10 protein-coding genes and 1 pseudogene are annotated in these 15589 nt (G+C 48.4%); 10 read left to right on the top strand and 1 reads right to left on the bottom strand.

What is annotated here, in order from left to right; translation table 11 throughout:
- The 10 genes and pseudogenes from RMO52_RS14480 to RMO52_RS14435 all read left to right on the top strand — a co-directional run.
- A pseudogene (locus RMO52_RS14480) lies at window positions 1-622 on the top strand (hypothetical protein); the annotation flags it as partial.
- Window positions 623-817: 195 nt separating this feature from the next.
- Window positions 818-1906 (top strand): hypothetical protein, encoded by a 1089-nt coding sequence (locus tag RMO52_RS14475; protein ID WP_309743770.1) that lies wholly within the window; start codon window positions 818-820, stop codon window positions 1904-1906.
- 359 nt (window positions 1907-2265) lie between these two features.
- On the top strand, window positions 2266-2523 hold the full coding sequence (locus RMO52_RS14470) for a hypothetical protein (protein ID WP_309743425.1): 258 nt from the start codon (window positions 2266-2268) through the stop codon (window positions 2521-2523).
- Between the two features lie 141 nt (window positions 2524-2664).
- Entirely contained in the window at window positions 2665-3138 is a 474-nt protein-coding gene (locus RMO52_RS14465) for a hypothetical protein (RefSeq protein WP_309743423.1), read from the top strand.
- 569 nt (window positions 3139-3707) lie between these two features.
- Window positions 3708-4970: a response regulator gene (locus RMO52_RS14460; RefSeq protein ID WP_310415435.1), complete on the top strand. Its 1263-nt coding sequence runs from the start codon at window positions 3708-3710 to the stop codon at window positions 4968-4970.
- Between the two features lie 19 nt (window positions 4971-4989).
- Entirely contained in the window at window positions 4990-5352 is a 363-nt protein-coding gene (locus RMO52_RS14455; protein ID WP_309743419.1) for a response regulator, read from the top strand.
- A gap of 45 nt (window positions 5353-5397) precedes the next feature.
- The gene (locus tag RMO52_RS14450; RefSeq protein ID WP_309743417.1) at window positions 5398-5883 is read left to right on the top strand and encodes a chemotaxis protein CheW; all 486 of its coding nucleotides are present in this window, start codon (window positions 5398-5400) and stop codon (window positions 5881-5883) included.
- A 396-nt stretch (window positions 5884-6279) separates the two neighbouring features.
- On the top strand, window positions 6280-8136 hold the full coding sequence (locus RMO52_RS14445) for a methyl-accepting chemotaxis protein (RefSeq protein WP_310415432.1): 1857 nt from the start codon (window positions 6280-6282) through the stop codon (window positions 8134-8136).
- A 45-nt stretch (window positions 8137-8181) separates the two neighbouring features.
- Entirely contained in the window at window positions 8182-10086 is a 1905-nt protein-coding gene (locus tag RMO52_RS14440) for a methyl-accepting chemotaxis protein (protein WP_310415429.1), read from the top strand.
- 107 nt (window positions 10087-10193) lie between these two features.
- Entirely contained in the window at window positions 10194-13706 is a 3513-nt protein-coding gene (locus tag RMO52_RS14435) for a response regulator (RefSeq protein WP_310415426.1), read from the top strand.
- Window positions 13707-14072: 366 nt separating this feature from the next.
- On the opposite strand, the gene RMO52_RS14430 is transcribed toward RMO52_RS14435, so the two are convergent.
- Window positions 14073-15269 (bottom strand): saccharopine dehydrogenase family protein, encoded by a 1197-nt coding sequence (locus RMO52_RS14430; RefSeq protein WP_310415424.1) that lies wholly within the window; start codon window positions 15267-15269, stop codon window positions 14073-14075.
- Between the last annotated feature and the right edge of the window lie 320 nt (window positions 15270-15589).

Below are 15589 nucleotides of genomic sequence, written 5' to 3'. Positions count from 1 at the left end.
CAAAACGATCGACCAAAAACTGGCAACCGATCGCGAAAATCTCGACAAAGAGCAAGTTAACCTGCGGACTCAGTGGGAAAGAACCGATCGAGACTATACCGAGCAACAGGCAGAAACTCTTACAGTCGTCACTAAAGAACGTCAAAAAGAGCAAGACGAAGTTCAGTACAAAGTTATTCGCGATCGGCAGTTGCAGACAGATACATATACTGAAACTAAGCGCAACCAAGAAAAAGATCTTCAGTCCCAAGATCGCGACAAACAGAAACAATGGAAAGAGCGCGAAAAATTCTTAAAAGATAATCAAAAGCTAGCCGACGAGAATGCGGCTAAAGTTGTTGCCTTCCCTGCTGAGCTTGAAGAAGCAGTTAAAAAAGCTCGCGAAGAAGCAATTAAAGAAACAAGTAGCGATGCTAAAGTCAAAGCCGATCTAGCCGAGAAAGAATGGGAAGGCACCAAGCAAGGCTTTGAAATGAAGATGCAGTCATTAGAACGCGTCATCGAACGCCAGAATGCTCAAATTCTCTCGATCTCCGAGCAGCTACAAACAGTGATGAATCAGGCACAATCATTAGCAATGAAAGCATTTGAAACCTCCGCCAAAATTAGCGAGAAAAATTAATTTATGAGGTGGGAGTGAGGAGATGGGAGTTGGGAGGGGTAAAGGGTAAAGGTAAAGGGTAAAAGGTAAAAGAACAATTTCTAATCTCCCCGTCCCCTAGTCCCCTCGTCTCCCAACTCCCATCCCCCATCTCCCAACTCCCATCTCCCAACTCCCATCCCCCATCCCCCAACTCCCAACTCCCCCAAAAAATTTATGCCACCAAAACCAACAGATAAAAGTACCAAAGCAGAAATTCTCACGGCATACAACCAACTTGCCGAAGAGAAAAAGACTCTCGAAGCCGAAGTGAAAAATATTCAAAAGCAAGCCGCGACAGCCCCTGTATTCACCCCCGCAGCCAAAGTAGTCAAAGACGAACCCAAAGCCATCATGAACGTATCCTCGACTCAAGATAAGGTGAACAACACGATCGCGAGTTTGGATAGCCTCCAGCTCGGTTTTGGTGCCGCTGTGAGCGAATTATCCGAAAAGCTCACCACCGAAGCGGCTAAATTAGCCGACATTCGAGAAGGTGTCACCGTCGAGATTACCGACTTGCAAACACTGCATAGTCTCACCGTCGATGAAGACACCTTTGAGACACTAATTGAGAACTATGAAACTAGCTCCAAAGCTTTTGGAGAAGAGTTGAGACAGCGCCAAGAAGCCGCTCATCAAGAGGTGCAGAACCTCGCTAAAGCCTGGAGCAAGGAGCAAGAACTCAACGGCATCACTGTCAAAGAGAAAATCGAACTCGATCGCAAAAATAGCCAGCGGGAAATTCAAGAATATAAATATAACTTAGAACTACAACGCAAACTCGATCGCGAGCAATACGAGCAGCAGCAAGCAGCTTTATATTACGAACTAGCCGAAGCCAAAGAAATCCAAGAAAAAACTTGGGCAGAGCGAGAACTAGCCTTAGCAGAGCGTGAGAAGCTCTTTAATGAAGCTAAAGATAAAGTTGCTGCTTTCGTTCAAGACAAAGAAAAAGCAATTGAGAAAGCTAAAGGTGAAGGTAAAGGAATTGCCAGTTACCAAGCGAAAATTAAATCCGATCTATATGCCAAAGAAGTCGAAGGTCAAAAACGTTTCTATGAAGGCAATATCGACTCTCTCCAAGAAACAATCCTCAATCAAGAAGAGCGCCTCAATAGCCTCTCTACTCAACTAGCAGCAGCTCTCAAGCAAGTCCAAGATCTCGCCGTCAAAGCGATCGAAGGTTCGGCAAACGCCAACTCTTATCAGACGCTCAAAGAGATTACCCTAGAGCAAGCCAAATCCCAAGCCAAAACCAAATAGTTTTTAAAAACAGCGCGAGGTATCGATCGACAATCTCGATCGATCCCTCGCTTTTTTGTGTCAGTTTATCAGTCCCCGATCGCGTATCGCTAGCGTGAGTTGAATCTGGCACCCGATCGATATGTCGTCGGTAGTACCTGGAAATAGGCACAGATCTCCCAAAATCTGCAATGTAAGCGATCGCGATCGCTACAATTAACGATCTAAATCTATCATGCCTTGTGAGATTTTATAAAAGAGATATTCTTCCGTGTAACCACGGATGAAGGTGGCAATCTTTTGCAGATATTCTGTATAAGTAGTGGCAAAAGCTAAATATTATTTTGCTTACTTGACCGCTAGTACCTACCATTAAAACAATGCAAAACTTCTCAGTACCTGAAGATAAACTAGCCAAAACGCTGCAATTAACTAGTAGTGCATGTGCGATCGCTGGCGGAACTATCTTGGCGGCCAACATCCCAGCGATTAGTAAATATGGATTTATATTTTTGGCACTGAGTTCTAGTCAAATGCTGATCGCTAGTCTCCGAACTAAAGATATGCCAATGATTATTTATTCAGGATCGTTATTTTGCTTTGTTGATTGTTTGGGGATCTTTCGTTGGATTATGTAATTGAGATCTTTTTGAGCTTACATTAGCAAGATAAATTTATTAGTTTCAGAGTCATCCCCTACTTTATTTGCAAATCTTATCGATAACCGATCTGTAAATTGATAAGTAAGCAGCCCCGTTAGATTAACAGATTCAAGTATCATGTTGTGGCATAAATATCCCGATCGCTTAGATGCGTTCACACTAGCAGCAGCCTGTGAAGATCTGCAAGGAGATCCACCAGGTGAGATTCCCTTCTTAGTCTGGCTGCTAGAAAATCCAGCTAGTCCCTTAAATATGCCCGGAAGTATCGATCTACTCGGACACGATCGCATTCATTTACTTTTAAAAAAAGGATTTAGTCCGGCAGAAGAAGCGTATGTAATCGGCTTTACGATGGGCAATGATACTAGTACGAATTGGTGGCATTTATTACTCTTAAAAATTGCTGCCCACTTTTTATACCCACCTAAATATCGGCTGAGTTATTCGGAGTTGAGCATCTTCGATCGCGGCGTGCAGTTGGGTAGAAGTATTAAAGTTAAAAATATCAATAAACTTGACTGGTCTAAATGGGATTGCAAGCTACTCCAAGATATCAGGCAGGAAATAGGACTAGAGATCGTCAATGATTAATAATTAATAATTAATAATTATTAATTACCTCTCCTTTGTGCTGTGTAGCGGCTGCCGATTTAGAAGGACAGATGATTGAATCAATCGATCGCCTTGCTTTATTTACCCACAAATGGGAGGCTTTAACCCGTTTTTCTCGTTCGATGGCTAGGAATAAGCGTTGTCTGAGTCTATAGCAAATATCTAGAAAATGAGTATTTGTGCAGATCTAACTTAAGCCATCTTGCCAACACTAAAGCGAGGTAGTGGTACCCGATCGAGATCGAAGGGTATTGCACTACTCAAAATATTCTCAAGAGACGCAGGGGTTGAAATCCCCATCCTAACAACCCAATTCTCTGCTTGGTGAAACGCACGCTGAGGAAACCGTCTAACGACACGTCTTCGCCTACAGCGCGATTTCATCCTCAATTCTCAATTCTCAATTCTCAATTCTCAATTAATTTAAAGACATTGTGAGCCAAACTATCGTGGTCGTGGGTACTCTAATCGTAGAAGCAAGTTAACACTTACGATTGTCTATCTATCTCGCTCGATCTTCTACTGGAGACGCTATGCGAACGAATCCAATGACCATTGATACCGCCAAATCCGATCGTTCCAAGGTCGATAATCTTGGTGCTGCCGACATTGTTGCCAGCGGGGATCGGCTCACAGGCTCGATCGCCGATACCGACCAATTTTCCTTTGCTGCCAGAGGATTGTCCACAGTACTGCCACAACACATTCAGCCTGGTAGGACAGGATATTGGCAGCATCAATTTGACAGGTTAGCCAATCGCAAGCAGCCCGTTTATTGGCATCTCGGGATGGCTAATGGGCAAATTCGCTACTCAGGCAGTCGATTTTGGTCGAGCCAGATGCTGATTAGAGTGGCGAGACGCTATGTGCTGCGGACTCGCAGTGAGGCAGTCCAGTCTCAGTTAGAGACGATCGAGAGTCGAATTCGCTCCGAAGCACTCAATCCCTCCCAGGTACTAGCGATGATGAAGCAAGCGAACATCATCAACGAAGCTCAACTGCTAGCAGCACTCCGCACCAAAATTCTCACCGATTTAGATCTCTACTTACTCATGGGTAGCGGATCGGCAAAATTTATCGCCGCAGATGTCGATGTGCAGTTGCCAATTGCTGGTTTTAGTCCGATCGTACTGCTAAATGAAGCTCAACAGCGACAAGTGCAGTGGGCGCAGTTGAGAAAACTCATACCTTCGATGAAATTGTGCCCGATCCTGGGTCGCGCCGCGATCGAGAAAGCTAATTTACCCAATAGTCAGCAGCGGCGGATTGAGACACTCATCCAATCCGAGCAATCGCTAAGTGCGATCGCTGAAGAGCTGGCGAAAGATAGCCTCGAAGTTGCCAAGATGTTTGCCAAACTAGCCAGCATGGGCTTGGTCGAATTTAAGCCACCCGGCAAACAGACTGCTGCAAGTGTGATGGTCATCGATGACTCACCAGTGCTATTGTCGCAATTTCAGCACTGGGTCTCAGCTTTGGGCTACGCGGTGACGATTTGCCAAGATGGAAATAGTGCCGTTGCCAAGATTTTGGCAACAAAGCCATCAGTGGTGTTCATTGATATCAATATGCCCGAAATTTCTGGATTCGAGCTAGTCAAGCAGATCCGCCAACATCCAGATCTCCAGCGAATTTCTCTGGCAATTTTGACCGGAGAGCAAAAACTTTCCAACAAATGGCGGGCGCAGTGGAGTGGGTGCGAGTTTCTCACCAAACCGCTGACGACTGCGGCAATTGCCGATTTCCAGGTTCAGCTTGAGGAGCTGATCCCCCGACTCCTGACCGCATCGGCATCCACGATCGAAAATTAACCCATCTCCAGTAAAAATTATGCGCTTTTTAATCATTGATGATAGCTCGGTCGATCGACACGCTCTGGCTTCGATTTTGGAAACACTCGGACACGATGTCGATCGCTGTGAGAGTGCCACTAATGCCCTAAGCGTCATCGAAACTGGCAAATACAATTTGGTATTCCTAGACGTAGTAATGCCAGAACAAGATGGCTACAAGTTTTTGCGAACTGTCCGGCTCAATCCGAGTACCGCCAGTCAGTATGTGGTGTTTTGCTCTAGCAAGAAGACGCCGCTAGAAATCAATTATGGCGTGCGGCGGGCTGGGGCAAATGACTATCTGCCCAAACCAGTCAGTCGCGAAAGTATCGAACAAGTTCTCGCCAAAATTCCCGCATAGAGCGATCTACCCATTTGCATTTCACTATTTTCACCAGCCACCATTATGACCGTCACGGATCTAACTCCACCCGCTCCCGATCTTGTGTCGCCAACTGCTGAGTCGGCTTCACGATTGGATCGATTCATCTTAACTCAGGTCGCCGCCCTCACTCTGGTCTTTCCAGCAACGTGGGTGGCGGAAATTTGGCGGGTCGATCGATGGCAAATCCTGGACTTACCATTCTACGATCCGTTATTGGTCGGGATTGCCAACTACAACGGTCTGGTAACACCGTTGATTGCCGCTGCCCGCTTGCTAGCACTCCCCTTCACTGTGCCAGAGCGATCGATCGCCGTCCGACTCAATGAGGCTGCTGGACGACTGGAAAATGTCAGTATCATTGTCGATCGGGCGATCGGTACCAGTGGTCGCTCGGAGCTGCCACCTGGCTTATTTACCGCCGATCGTGATGGATCGCTGGTAATGATGCAAAGTCAGTTGGTGCCCACCGATCTCTGGCAGCCCCAATATTGGTCGGTCGATCGTTGAGAATCAAGCCAAACTTTACCACCGCTCTCACTTATTTATACATTTATTGTCGGCGTTGCTGAATTGGGGGACAAAGCACAGACCTTGCCCTCACCCCCAACCCCTCTGTCTTGACCCAAACGCACGCTGAGGGAACCTCAGCGCGATTTGGGTCGCTCCCAAGCTTAGGAGAGGGGAGCCAGAAGCCCAGGCGATGGCGGGGTGAGGGCAGACTATACCTTAAGTCAGCAACGACCTATTATCCCTACTCGATCGATTCATATTAGACCGCCTGCGAAAGTAACAGCACGATCGTTTTCAATACTGTTTTTCTCTAACCCTCTGCCTATTCCCTATTCCCTATTCCCTATTCCCTATCCCCTATCCCCTAACTTTCGCAGAAAGTCTATTGAAGCTATGTCTATGATAAATTCAGCCACTCCCACTCAAAAAATCCAGCGGTTTGTGCGATCGAACCTGGTGGCAACGATCGTCGCTTCCGTCGGTCTAAATTTAGGACTGATTGGAGCTTCAACTTGGAATGTCTGGAATACCTCCCAAAATTTGCAGGTAACTGTAGAGCAGCAGGCAAAGCTGCAAGATCTCAGTAGCAAGATCGTGTATCTCGATGAAGTTCTCACGATGTCGGCGAATATGCGGGCGAGTAGCGGACAGATGAAGTGGGAGCAGCGCTATAACGATCGCGTCCCCGAACTCGACAAAGTTACGGCTGAATTATTTAGAGATATTCCCCCGTCTGTCCGAGGTGCTTACCAGCAAATTGATGCTGCCAACAAAGCCTTAATTGTGATGGAAACTCAGTCATTTCAATTGGCAAAAGCCAACAAACTTGCTGAGGCGGCGGCTGTGCTTGAGAGCGAAGCATACAGCCAGCAAAAGAAGATTTATAGTCAAGGCGTGCAGACTGTGATTGCCAGCATCAAAACTGAGACAGCCCAACGCGTGAGATCGCAACAACTCGCGCTGGATTGGTCGATCGCCCTAGCACTAGCTAACTTGGGATTGCTGGCAGCAACTGGGGCGGGGATCGTCATCGCCGTGAGGGGTTATATCCGCGATCGCCAATCAGCGCAAACTGCCCTCCAAGCCTCCCAAGCCAATCTCCAGACAGTAAATTTGCAGTTGGCGACTGAAGCCCAGCAACGTCAGGAGCAGGAGAGCGCCACGCGATCGGAAAACGAACAGCTCCAGCAAGATATCGGCGAGTTGCTAGACGTGGTAAGTGAGATCGAGTCTGGCAATCTGAGAGTTCAAGCACGCATCAACGATCGAGCTACAGGTCTAGTCGGCGATACGCTCAATCGACTGAGTGAAGAGCTAGGGCGAACTCTGAGCCAAGTTTCCACCGCCGCTCGGCGGGTAGATGCCAACAGTAAAACCCAAAAACAGATGGCGGCGACAGTCGCTCAAAATACCAGCAAACAGGCTGAAGAAGTCAGTCAAATGCTGGTGCTGACGGGGAATGTCCGCCAATCTGCCCGAGATACGATGCAGCAGTTGGCAGTCACAAATCAATCTCTGACCGCATTGCAATCTTCTGTAACTCAGGGACAGGGGACGATTACCACCCTCGATCGTGAAATCGATGTCTTACAAGCAGGGAGCGATCGGATCGTTCAAAAAATTAAAACCCTGGGGGAATTCGTCGGACTTGCTGACAGATTTGTCCAGGATCAAGGTGAAATCGTTACCCAGACGCAGATTTTGGCACTCAACGCTTCCCTCGTAGCCGCTAGAGCTGCCGAGCAGCGCGATCCCAAACAATTTGCAGCAGTCGCCCGCGAGTTTGAATTAGTTGCCACCCAAGTCAGCCAACTCGCCCAACAAACCAATGAAGGCTTGACCGACCTAGAGCAACGCAGTTCTCAGATTCATAAGGTCGTGTCGTCGGTAGATCTGGACGTCCAAAAAATGGGCGGCTTGGTCGATACCTTTACCCACGGCGTCAAACAAGCCAGCGATGTCTTCCAAACAGTCCAAGAAGTGACCGCCCAAGCCGTGCGATCGGGACATCTAGTCGCAGCCGCCAGTGAAAAAATCGTCACTGCGACCGACTCGACAACTGCGGCGATCGATTCGATTTCCGCCCTCAGCCAACAAATCTCACATCAGTCTCAAGATGCCCAAAATCTGGGCGACAGGCTGAGTCTACTCTCTACAGATCTGCTCGAAAATATCCAGATCTTTAAGCTGCCAGAAGTAGAACTACCACCAGCACCCAGTACCGACCTCGCCCTCGAATTGGCGGTTTGAATCCCACATTAGTACCTGAACCTTGGCGATCGCCAGCAACAACAGATGAATCCAACACAATCGCCTCCAGCCCAAATTACCCCCAAATCGATCGGTCAGATCCGGTCTTTCTTCCAACGGCATCTAGTCAGCACAATTATCGTCTCGACTTGTCTCAATCTGGGATTGACCGGGACTTCGACTTGGAGTGTCTGGCAGACTTCCCAACGGTTGCAGGCGACGATCGCCAAGCAAGATCGACAGCAAAATCTTAGTAGTAAACTCACCTATTTAGATGAAGTCCTCACGATGTCTGCACGGATGTTTGCGAGTACTGGTCAGCCGCTGTGGGAAAAACGCTACAACGATAACGCACCGAGTATCGATAGTGCCCTGGCGGAATTAACTAAAGATGCCCGTCCGGCGCAGACAGTAGATGCCGCGAATAAAAAGTTGCTGGGGCTGGAAGAGCAGGCATTCAAATTGGCAAAACAAGCTAAATTAACAGAAGCCACCGCCGTATTGTCAAGTCCAGAGTATCAGCAAAATAAGCAGATTTATGCAGCCGGAGTGACCGCTACCATCTCCAAGATCGAAAGTGCTGCCGAAAACGCGGTGCAGCTCGATCGCCAAGCTCTGAGCGCGTCAATCTTGCTGGCACTGGTGAGCTTAGGTCTATTGGTGGTAACTGGCTCGCTGGTAGTCCTGACAGTGCGGAGCTATATTCGCGATCGCGAGCAGTCCCAGCGGGATCTCCAGGCATTCCAAGCCGATTTGCTCAAAGTGAATACCGAACTCCAGCAAGAAGCCGAACTGCGGAATGCCCGACAAGAGCAAGTTGTCCGCGAGAGTGACACGCTCCAAGCCGATATCGGTCATATTCTGGATATCGTCAGTTTGCTCGAAGATGGCGATCTGACAGCACAGGCGGAGGTCAACGAACGAGCAACAGGACTGATCTCCGATACGCTCAATCGCCTGATCGAGTCCCTGCATCAAACGATCGCGATCGTTGTATCCAGCGCCGATGGAGTAGCTGGTAGTGCGGGCGGACTAGAGCAATTAGCGGTCGAGACAGCTACTCAAGCTCAAAATCAAACTCGATCGATCCAACAGATCGAGACTTTAATCGCCCGAGTAAGTAGCCTCACTGCCAACTCTCAGCAGCAGGCATTGGCAACGATCGATGCCGTAGAATTGGCTCAAGCTGCCGTCAGCAACGGGCAGCAAGAAATGAATGCGATGGCAGATGGGATTGGTACCCTCCAACAGGGAACCGAGCAAATCTCCTTACGGATGCAGCGGCTGAATGAATTCGTAGAACTAGCCGCGCAGTTTGCCAAAGATCGGCAGCGGGGAGCTGCTCTCACCCGAGTCCTCGCCCTGAATGCTTCCTTACTATCTACCCGTGCCATCAAAGAGCAAGACCCCACCCAGTTTGCTAGTCTGGCACATGAATTTGCAACTATTGCCAAACAAGTCAACGAGCTAGCCGTCGATACCAACAATAGCTTGGTTTCGCTGCAAAATCGTACCAACCAGATTCAAACCGTAACTTCCGGTCTCGATCGGGATGTCACCGACATCAACGAGCTAGTCCACAAATTTACCAGTGAAATGGGCAAGTCTCGGCAGGCTTTCACCAATATTCAACTAGTGACCGATCGAGTAGCAATCGTCGGCGAACAAGTAAGTAGCTCCAGTCAAGAGATCGTTCGCGCAGTTGGCGAAACGCTCACGGCGATCGGCTCGATCGGGATTATCGCTCAAACTACCGAACAACAGGCAACAGTCACCCGCGAACAAGTACGCGCCGTGGGCGATCTCGCCCAAAATCTCCGCCACCGCGTCGAGTTTTTCCAGTTGGATCGCCACACCCCCTCACGGACTAATACAATCGCGCCTGAAGAAGATTCCACAGTTGTCAAAAATCCTGACGCTGTATACGCCCTCCTTCAATCCCGACCATGAGGCATCAGATTTTTCGGAGTACACAGATTACGTTGCTGGTGTGAACCCGCTCCCCGTCCCTCTGTCCCCCCATCTCTCCATCCCCATTCCCGTGCCGTAGAAACATCATGATGACCGCCGACAGTTCCGCCGAAGCACAATTACAACAAGAGTTGCGAGAGATGTTTCTCGTCGATACTCAGCAACAATTAGAGCTGTATTTTGATATCGTCCAACAGTTGCAGCCAGCATCTTGGATCGGTGATATTCAGTCAATCTACCGCGCGATCCACACGATTAAAGGCGGAGCAGTGACGGTTGAAGCCAATAGCATGTTGTATGGAGCGATCGTGCTAGAAGATCTCCTATCAGATTTGCGGTACCTGGAAGCAGCACCACCACTCGATGATGGTCATTTGAGCCAAATGCTCTTAGAAGCTGGCGAACTCCTTGCTAGCTGTCTGGAAATTGCGGAGCCGGGAACCAATGACGAGATTGAGGATGGCAATCGCGCCCAATTGACGACTCAGCGACTGCAAGCGCTCCACGCTCAGGTCAAGGAAAAATATTTACCAGACTGGAATGAAATGAAGCAAGTTCATCAAGAATTTGCCGAGCAGGGTTTCGATCTAGTCGTTTTGGATCTAGAAATGGAACTGGCAAATATCCCCGCACAAGGTGAAATTCCTGCCAGTATTATCACCGCAGCTCGATCGTCGATCGACCAACTCACCCACATCGGTACCGAAATCGAATTAGAGCTAGGCTGGACGATCTTACTCCAGCGCGGGGAATCATTAATCGCCAATCCCCATCCTCAATTGTGGCGATCGATCTGGTTGCCATATTTTCAAATCCTCAAGACCTGTATCAAAAATAGCGGCGAGATTGATGATGTCGAACTTGAAAAATTAGACGCATTAATAGTTGCTGCTGAATCTGAATCTAATCCACTCGATCTAAATATTCAACTAGATTTAGCCGATCGTACTGACATTGACGAACCAGTTATTTTCGGTGATTCTGAGATCGAATCTAGTGCAGAACTGTCAGTTTTACTCGATGACTTCTTCCTAGATGAAGAGATCTTACCTATAGAATCGATCGAGCAACCAGTTGCGTCACTCAATGAATCTCTGCCGACCTCGATCGCCTCTAGTGGAGATCTATCTGGCTTACTAGATAACTTCTTCCTAGATGAAGAAGTTGCATCTGTACCTGCGATCGACGAACTGTTCTCCATCATTAACGAATTACCGATCGCGATCGAGGAACCCACCAGACTACCGGACTTACTAGATAACTTCTTCCTAGATGAAGAAGTTGCACCTATAGCCACAATGGTAGAAGCGAGCGATGAACCAGTCGTACTAATTAATGAATCTCTACCGCTCGCGATTGACTCTTCCGAAGATTTATCAGGATTACTAGATGACTTCTTCCTAGATGAAGAGATTTTACCTGGAGCTGTGAATGTTGAACCGATCGATGCACCAGTTATTCAAACTAATAAATCCGAGATCTTAGCAACCGATCCCGATTTAGAACTACCAGATTTATTAGATGACTTCTTCATGGATGAAGATGTCATAGACGATCTCAATCCGCCACAGTTGACTCAAGCCGAGGTAGCGGAACTAGATGACTTCATAGAATTAGACGAACTAGATGAATTAGATTTAATTGCATTAGTCGAGGATGAATTTGTGGCAACCACCGCCCCAGCAAACCCCGAACCACTCGCAGCAACTATCGCCCCTAGTTCGATAGTAGAAACCAAACGCGGGATCTCCATCCCCGTACCCCTCGAACGGCTAGATCGATCGGCACAACAGGTAGTAGACACCCTATTGACAGCACGGGCGGTGATGAATGCCTCCAGCCGCCTCCGATCTCAACTCAGCCAGTTGAGCGTGTTGACACAAGAGAGTTCCCAATTTGTCACCAGACTGCGCCAACTCCAGGATAACTACGCCCTCCTCCGCGATCTCAGTGACGATCGCGATGCCAGCGATCGTGTCTCGATCGAGCGATATCGTCAAGGCTACACCACGATCGTCCGACTGCTCGAAAATATGCTGCGGATGTCCGAACTCGGGCAAGAAATCGACACCACCACTTATCAGAACTACAGCCATCTCGAAGATCTCGATCGCAGCATTCTTCGGCTCAAAGATGGGATTGAAACCAGCCGTCTAGTACCATTTCGGAATCTGACTCAGCGCGCCAGAGCGATCTTGCGCGATCTCACCAACCGCTATGGCAAGCCAGCCACATTAACCGTCGAAAATGAGCAGGTAGAATTGGATGCTGGCGTCGTCCAACAATTAGAACCAGCTCTGCTGCACCTGCTCAGAAATGCCTACGATCATGGCTTAGAAACCGCCGCCCAGCGGTTAGCTCTGGGCAAACCCGAACGCGGGACGATCCATGTTGCCCTAACTCGACGCGGCAATCTGTATCGCCTAGAAATTGAGGACGATGGCGCTGGCATCGATGCCAATGTCATTTATCAGATTGCCAAATCCAAAGGCTTTCCGCTCGTTGGCGCAGCCTCTATCCAAGAGAATCGCGCCAGCACCAGCAGCGAACTATTAGCAGTCCTCTGTCAGCCAGGATTTAGCTCTAGCAGCACTGTCAGCGAGGTATCCGGGCGCGGCGTCGGGATGGATGTCGTTGTCGCCCAGATTGTCAGCATGGGTGGCAAATTAAGCCTAGATACTCAAGTAGGTCGCGGTACCAAGTTTACGCTCGAAATTCCCGCCCCACAGCTATTAGTACCCTGCGTCCTATTCCAAGTGGGCGATCGCACGATTGCGTTCCCCACAGAAGAAATCCTCGAAACAGCGTTGGTGAGTTCGCTATCAGCAACAATGCTCGCAGATGATGAAGCAAACCTCTGTGCCTGGACGCTGACAACGAGTAGCGGCGATGTATCTGGTTTCGATCTTGCTAATTATTGGCAATCGATCGAGCGATCGCTCCCCGATACCGCTGTCTGCATTCGGACGCGTCAGGGTGCCACCAGTCGGGAGATTTGGTCGATTGCGGACGATCTGCTCGGACAAGCCGAATTGCTCATCAACCCTCTCCCCAGCCCGCTGATTGCGCCTGCTGGCTTATTAGGGGTCAGTCTTCAATCCGATGGTCGGTTAATTTCGATCCTCGATCCGATCGCGTTGACGACCAAGCTTGCCACCAGTGTCGATCGTCGCGCTACTGACTATAGTCTCAGCACGATCGCCGTCGAGCGCACCAAATCATCTGCCCCAGTCATTCTCATCGTCGATGATGCCGCACTGATGCGCCGACGATTTGAAGCCAGTCTCAATACCTATGGATTTGTCACCCACACCTGCAACGATGGACTAGAAGCCCTCAATTGGCTGGAAAACAATTCTTACCCCGATCTGATGATTACTGACGTAGAGATGCCCAATATGGACGGCTTCACGCTGATCGATCGAGCAAGGCAATTGGGCATCTCGATCCCGATTCTCGTCGTCTCGTCTCGATCGTCCGAGGAATGGGGTAAGGAAGCCCGTCGCTTGGGAGCGACTGACTATCTCAACAAAGGCTTTGCTACGACTGAAATTATTCAGAAAGTTAACTCGCTTTTAGGATTGTTGGTTGAAGCATAATATCAAAAGGTAAAGGGTAAAAGGTAACAGAATACTGTAGGGTGTGTTATCCCGCCAGGGTAACGCACCAATCTATCTCTACTAAAAGTAGGTGGGCACTGCCCACCGCTTAGATTTCAGATATTACTAATTTGATCTATCTCTCTACTCACATACTTAAGTGAAAGTAGCTTGACTGATTCGATCGAGTAATAAATTTTGCTAAGAACCAGTAAGTGGAGAGTTATCAACTACTACTTATTAGTCAATTAAGTAGGTAGATGCAATCATTCATAAAATAGATTATATCTCAAACCTGGTTGGTGGGCACTGCCCACCCTACTACGATAGATCTACTGTAACTTTAATTATTTAAATTAATCCGATTTAAGTTGTGAATGGCGAACTACCATCCATGACTTCATGCCAAGGTAAACCCATTGGGCCGAGGAGTGCCATGAATGGATCGGGGTCGCATTCTTCTACATTAAATACTCCGGGTTTCTTCCAACTACCATTGACGATCGACAAGGCACCAACTACTGCCGGGACGCCTGTTGTGTAGGAAATGCCTTGCGAACCGACTTCGGCAAAAGCTGCGGCGTGCTGGCAATTATTGTAGACATAATAGTTCTTCTCGACACCATCTTTGATGCCGCGAATATGACAGCCGATCGAAGTTTGTCCGGTGTAATTTGTAGCTAGGGATGCTGGTTCCGGCAGGACAGCTTTGAGGAATTGTAACGGCACGATTTTTTGACCTTGATATTCGATCGGATCGATGCGGGTCATGCCGACGTTTTCTAATACCTTGAGGTGGGTAATATAGTTTTCCGAAAACGTCATCCAAAACCGTGCGCGTTTGAGCGTGGGGATATTTTTAACCAATGATTCGAGTTCTTCATGATAGAGCAAATATGACTCGCGATCGCCGATTTCTGGATAGGGAATCGGGCGATGGCTTGATAAAGCGGGAATTTCTACCCACTCACCATTTTCAAAATATCGTCCGGGTTGGGTAATTTCGCGGATATTAATTTCGGGATTAAAATTAGTCGCAAAGGCTTTACCATGATTGCCGTCGTTGCAATCAATGATATCGAGATAATGGATTTCGTCGAAGTAATGCTTGAGCGCGTAGGCTGTAAACACACCCGTTACGCCAGGATCGAAACCACAGCCGAGAATCGCTGTCAGTCCAGCATTTTTAAACTTATCTTGGTATGCCCACTGCCAACTATACTCAAATTTGGCGACATCACGCGGCTCGTAATTGGCAGTATCGAGATAGTGAATCCCCGTCTCCAAACAAGCATCCATCAATACTAGATCTTGATAAGGCAGTGCGACGTTGATCAGTAGATCTGGTTTAAACTCTTTTATCAGTTTGACTGTATTTGCTACCGTGTCCGCATCGAGCGCGGCGGTGGTGACTTTGGGCGAACCAATGCTCGCCGCAATCTTCTCGCATTTATCGACGCTGCGACTTGCTAGTAAAATATCTGTAAATTCAGCGCGTGCGGCACATTTATGCGCGACGACATTCCCAACTCCACCTGCACCGACGATCATTACTCGTGCCATATTGTCTCCCTGATATAAAGTGATTTGAAATCGTTCCTAACTCTGGATTGTGAAGCTACCGTGTATACACAAGTTGGATAGACTTCGTTTGGAGATCCAAATCCCCCAACCCCCGAGGATGCGGGGGCTTTTAAAGTCCCCCTTTTTAAGCTGCCGTGTATACGCAAGTCTAATTGCTTCGTTTTCGCTGGGTTTATCCCCCCAACCCCCCCTTATAAAGGGGGGGCTTTTGCTCCCTCCCCTTTATAAGGGGAGGGCTGGGGTGGGGTAACACAGATTACGCGTTGGTGGTTGGGTTGAAGAATGAAACCCAATGCGCT

Source organism: Chamaesiphon sp. OTE_8_metabat_110 (assembly GCF_031382685.1).
Taxonomy (GTDB): domain Bacteria; phylum Cyanobacteriota; class Cyanobacteriia; order Cyanobacteriales; family Chamaesiphonaceae; genus Chamaesiphon.
Note: the sequence above shows the minus strand (reverse complement) of the source record. Positions and strands in the feature narration are given on the sequence as shown.